The organism is Streptomyces kanasensis, from assembly GCF_043077165.1.
Lineage (GTDB): Bacteria > Actinomycetota > Actinomycetes > Streptomycetales > Streptomycetaceae > Streptomyces > Streptomyces changanensis.
Genome location: NZ_JBIBSF010000005.1, coordinates 519878 through 524168, shown reverse-complemented (window position 1 = coordinate 524168; position 4291 = coordinate 519878). Strand labels below are relative to the sequence as shown.

The window sequence follows — 4291 nt, the reverse complement described above, 5'->3', positions numbered from 1 at the left end:
CGGACAGACAAACTCGCCATTGCCTACCAGGCCGCACTCCACCTCGCAGGCATCCTCATCTGGACCCGACGCTGACCAAAGAGACAGAACCTAGGCGCGTTCGGCGAGGGTGTGGGCCACCAGGGCGTTGGCGTGGCCGTGTCCCAGGCCGTGCTCCGCCTTGAGCCAGGCGACGAGCTCCATGTGGCGGGTGAGCGGAGAGGCGCGGATGAGCTCCTGCCACTCCGCCACCGGACGGCCGTACTTCTTCTCGATGGAGGGGAAGTAGCTCGCGGGGCCCTTCACCGGCTGCGTCATCGTCTCGTCCTTCTTCCTGCTGCTTCCTGCTGCGTGCCGCGGCGGTCGCCGTCAGGAGGGGAGACCCGCGCCGGCCCCGGAACTCATCGGTCCCACGGCATCGGGTCCGGACGGCCCGTCACGCGCCTGCCAGCCCGCCAGACCGCCGCCACCAGCGGGACGCCGGGCCGGTACGCCAGGTGCACGGGGGACGGCGCGTCCAGGAGCGCCAGGTCCGCGCGGGCCCCGACGGTGAGGCGGCCGACGTCGGTGCGGCGCAGGGCCGCCGCGCCGCCCGCCGTGGCGGCCCACACGGCCTCGTCGGGCGTCATGCCCATGTCCCGTACCGCCAGGGCGATGCAGAACGGCATCGACGACGTGTACGACGAGCCGGGGTTGCAGTCCGTGGACAGGGCCACGGTCACGCCCGCGTCCAGCAGGCGGCGGGCGTCCGGCCACTCGGCGCGGGTGGAGAACTCGGCGCCGGGCAGCAGGGTGGCGACGGTGTCGCCGTTCGCGAGCGCGTCGACGTCCTGCTGCGTCAGGTGCGTGCAGTGGTCGGCGCTGGCCGCGTCCAGCTCGACGGCGAGCTGCACGCCGGGCCCGTACGACAGCTGGTTGGCGTGGATCCGCGGGTGCAGGCCGCGGGCCTTGCCGGCGGTCAGGATCGCGCGGGCCTGGTCGCCGTCGAAGGCGCCCTTCTCGCAGAAGACGTCGATCCAGCGGGCGTGCGGCGCGCACGCGTCGAGCATCGGGCCGGTGACGAGGTCGACGTAGCCGGCGGGGTCGTCGGCGAAGTCCGGGGGGACGACGTGCGCGCCGAGATAGGTGACCTCGTCGGTGTGGCGGGCCGCGAGGCGCAGCGCCCGCTCCTCGTCCTCGACCGTCAGGCCGTAGCCGGACTTCGTCTCGAAGGTGGTCGTGCCCTGGCGGAGCGCCTCGTCCAGATGGCGGGTGAGGGTGGCCTCCAGCTCCGCGTCCGAAGCGGCGCGGGTGGCCGCCACGGTCGTGCGGATGCCGCCCGCCTCGTACCGGCGGCCGGACATGCGGGCGTGGAACTCGGCGGTGCGGTCGCCGGCGAAGACGAGGTGGGAGTGGGAGTCGACGAAGCCCGGGATCACGGCCCGGCCGGCCGCGTCGACGCGGTTGTCGGTGGCGGGTGCTTTGCTGGACGCACCGATCCAGACGACGCGGTCGCCCTCGATGGCGACCGCCGCGTCCCGGATCAGTCCGAGGGGGGATCCGTCACCGAGGGAGGGGTCGTTGGTGACCAGGGCGGCGATGTCGGTGATGACGGTGGTGGCGGTGGCCGCCGCCGCGACGGTGCTGTTCGCCGTGTGGGGGCCGGTGCGCGCCGGGGCGTTGTTCGTGGGTTCGTTGCCGCTGTTCATGGTGGGGGGTTCCTCCTTCGGCCGGGTCAGGCGTGCAGCGCCGCGATCGAGTCCCGCAGGGCCCGGGCGACGTCCGGTACGAGGGCGTGGGCCCCGTCCCGTACGACGTGGCGGCCGGCGACGACCGTGTGGCGCACGTCCGCTGCCGACGCGGCGAATACCGCCGTCTCGGCTGCCAGACGCGGTGGCGGCCCCGCTGTCCTGACGGTGTCGAGGGCGATCGTCGTGAAGTCGGCGAGCGCCCCGGCCTCCAGGCGGCCGGCGTCGGGCCGGCCGAGGGCGGCGTGCCCGTCGGCGGTGGCGGCGCGCAGCAGGGCGGCGGCGGTCCAGTGGCCGCGGGTGCGGGAGCGGAGGCGTTCGTCGAGCTCCATCGCCCGCGCCTCCTCCAGCAGGTCGATGACGGCGTGGCTGTCGCTGCCCAGCGACAGGGGCGAGCCGGCCCGCTGGAGGGCGACGGCCGGGCCGATGCCGTCGGCGAGGTCCCGCTCGGTCGTCGGGCACATGCACGTGCCGGTGCCGGAGCCGCCGAGCAGGGCGACGTCCTCGTCGGTGAGGTGGGTGTTGTGGACGCCCGTGGTGCGCGGGCCGAGCACGCCGTGGTCGGCGAGGAGCCGGGTCGGGGTGCGGCCGTGGGCGGCGAGGCAGGCGTCGTTCTCCGCGGTCTGCTCGGAGAGGTGGACGTGCAGCGGGGCGTCGCGGTCGGCCGCCCACCGGGCGACGGTGGACAGCTGGGCCGCGGGGACGGCGCGCACGGAGTGGATGGCCGCGCCGATCCGTACCCCGTCCCGCTCCTTGAGGCTGGCCGCGCGCTCGGCCCACGCCTCGGCGGTGCCGTCGGAGAACCGCAGCTGGTGCCGGTCGGGGGCGGCGCCGAAGCCGGAGGACAGGTAGGCCGTGTCGAGGAGCGTGATGCGGATGCCCGCCTCGCCGGCCGCCGCGATGAGCGCCTCGCCCATGGCGTTGGGGTCGGCGTACGGGACGCCGCCGGGTGCGTGGTGCAGGTAGTGGAACTCCCCGACGGCCGTGATGCCGGCCAGCGCCATCTCCGCGTACACGGCGCGGGCGAGGGCGTGGTAGCTGTCGGGCGTCAGCCTGGAGGCGACCTGGTACATGGTCTCGCGCCAGGTCCAGAAGGTGCCGGAGCCGACCTGGACGGTGCCGCGCAGGGCCCGGTGGAAGGCGTGGCTGTGGGCGTTGGCCAGACCCGGGAGGGTCAGGCCGCGCAGGGTCACGGCGCCCGGCGGCGGGGTGTCGACGCCGGTGCGTACGGCGGTGAGGCGGCCGTCGGACACGTCGAGGGCGACGCTCGGCTCGACGTGGGTGCCGAGCCAGGCGTGTTCGCACCAGTAGGTCAGGCGCACGCGAGTCCCTCCAGTACGTCGGCGAGGGCGAGGACGCCGGCGACGCAGTCGTCCTCGGTGGCGTGCTCGGCCGGGGAGTGGGAGACCCCCGTGGGGTTGCGCACGAAGAGCATGGCCGTCGGGACGGCGGCGGACAGGATGCCCGCGTCGTGTCCGGCGCCCGTGCCGAGGACGGGGACGCGGCCGCCGAGGAGCTTGCCCAGCTCGTCACGGAGGGCGTGGGCGAACTCGACGACGGGCGTGAAGGACTCGCGGACCACGGCGAGGTCGACGCCCTGGCGGTCGGCCGCCTCCCGGGCGGCCGCCTCGACCCCGGCGACGACCCGGTCCAGCGTCGTCTGATCGGCGGCGCGGGAGTCGAGCCAGCCGCGGACGACGGAGGGGATGGCGTTCACGCCGTTCGGCTCGACGGAGACCTTGCCGAAGGTCGCCACGGCGCCCGCGAGTTCCGCCTCGCGGCGGGCGGCGAGGACGGTCTGCGCGTACGACAGCATGGGGTCGCGCCGGTCGGCGAGCCGGGTGGTGCCCGCGTGGTTGGCCTCGCCCCGGAAGTCGTACCGCCAGCGGCCGTGCGGCCAGATCGCGGAGGCGATGCCGACGGGGTCGCCCGACAGGTCCAGGGCCCGGCCCTGCTCGACGTGGAGTTCGACGAAGGCGCCGATGCGGGCGAGCCGCTCCGGGTCGGGGCCGATGGCGTCCGGGTCGTACCCGGCGGCCTCCATGGCCCGGGGCAGCGTGACGCCGTCGGCGTCGCGCAGCTCGTGCGCGGCCTCCTTCGTCAGCTGCCCGGCCGTGAGCCGGGAGCCGACGCAGGCGAGGCCGAAGCGGGCGCCCTCCTCGTCACCGAAGTTGACGATCGCGAAGGGGCGGCGGAAGCGGACCTGGCGGGAGCGCAGTTCGTCGAGCGCGGCGAAGGCGGAGACGACGCCGAGGGGGCCGTCGAAGGCGCCGCCGTCGGGCACGGAGTCCAGGTGCGAGCCGGTGACGACGGCGTCGCCGGCCGTCGGGTCGCCGAGCCAGGCCCACTGGTTGCCGTTGCGGTCGACCTCGTACTCCAGGCGGCGGGCCTCGGCCTGCATGCGGAACCACAGCCGGCAGTCGGCGTCGGCCCCGGTCCAGGCGAAGCGGCGGTAGCCGCCCGTGGCGTGGGGGGGGGGGGGGGGGGGGGCCGCCCCCCCCCCGCGGGGGGGGGGGCGGCGGGCCCCGGGGGGGGCCCCCCCCCGGGGGCGGGCGGCCGCCGAGCGCGGGGGCCCCGGCGCCGCG

4 protein-coding genes are annotated in these 4291 nt (G+C 75.9%); all 4 read right to left on the bottom strand.

The window, feature by feature from the left end:
* Nucleotides 1-90 precede the first annotated feature (90 nt).
* Nucleotides 91-297 (bottom strand): DUF4287 domain-containing protein, encoded by a 207-nt coding sequence (locus ACF053_RS16315; protein WP_391954499.1) that lies wholly within the window; start codon nt 295-297, stop codon nt 91-93.
* 83 nt (nt 298-380) lie between these two features.
* Entirely contained in the window at nt 381-1667 is a 1287-nt protein-coding gene (hutI, locus tag ACF053_RS16310) for an imidazolonepropionase (protein ID WP_391954498.1), read from the bottom strand.
* 26 nt (nt 1668-1693) lie between these two features.
* The gene (locus ACF053_RS16305; protein ID WP_391954497.1) at nt 1694-3028 is read right to left on the bottom strand and encodes a formimidoylglutamate deiminase; all 1335 of its coding nucleotides are present in this window, start codon (nt 3026-3028) and stop codon (nt 1694-1696) included.
* Nucleotides 3019-4291: allantoate amidohydrolase (locus tag ACF053_RS16300; protein WP_391954496.1), on the bottom strand; the 1273-nt coding region annotated here is incomplete at its 5' end. The genes ACF053_RS16300 and ACF053_RS16305, both read right to left, overlap by 10 nt.

Bases quoted from the DNA above. Each gene is read 5' to 3' on its own strand.
- ACF053_RS16315 (WP_391954499.1), bottom strand. From the start codon at position 297: ATGACGCAGCCGGTGAAGGGCCCCGCGAGCTACTTCCCCTCCATCGAG.
- hutI (WP_391954498.1), bottom strand. From the start codon at position 1,667: ATGAACAGCGGCAACGAACCCACGAACAACGCCCCGGCGCGCACCGGC.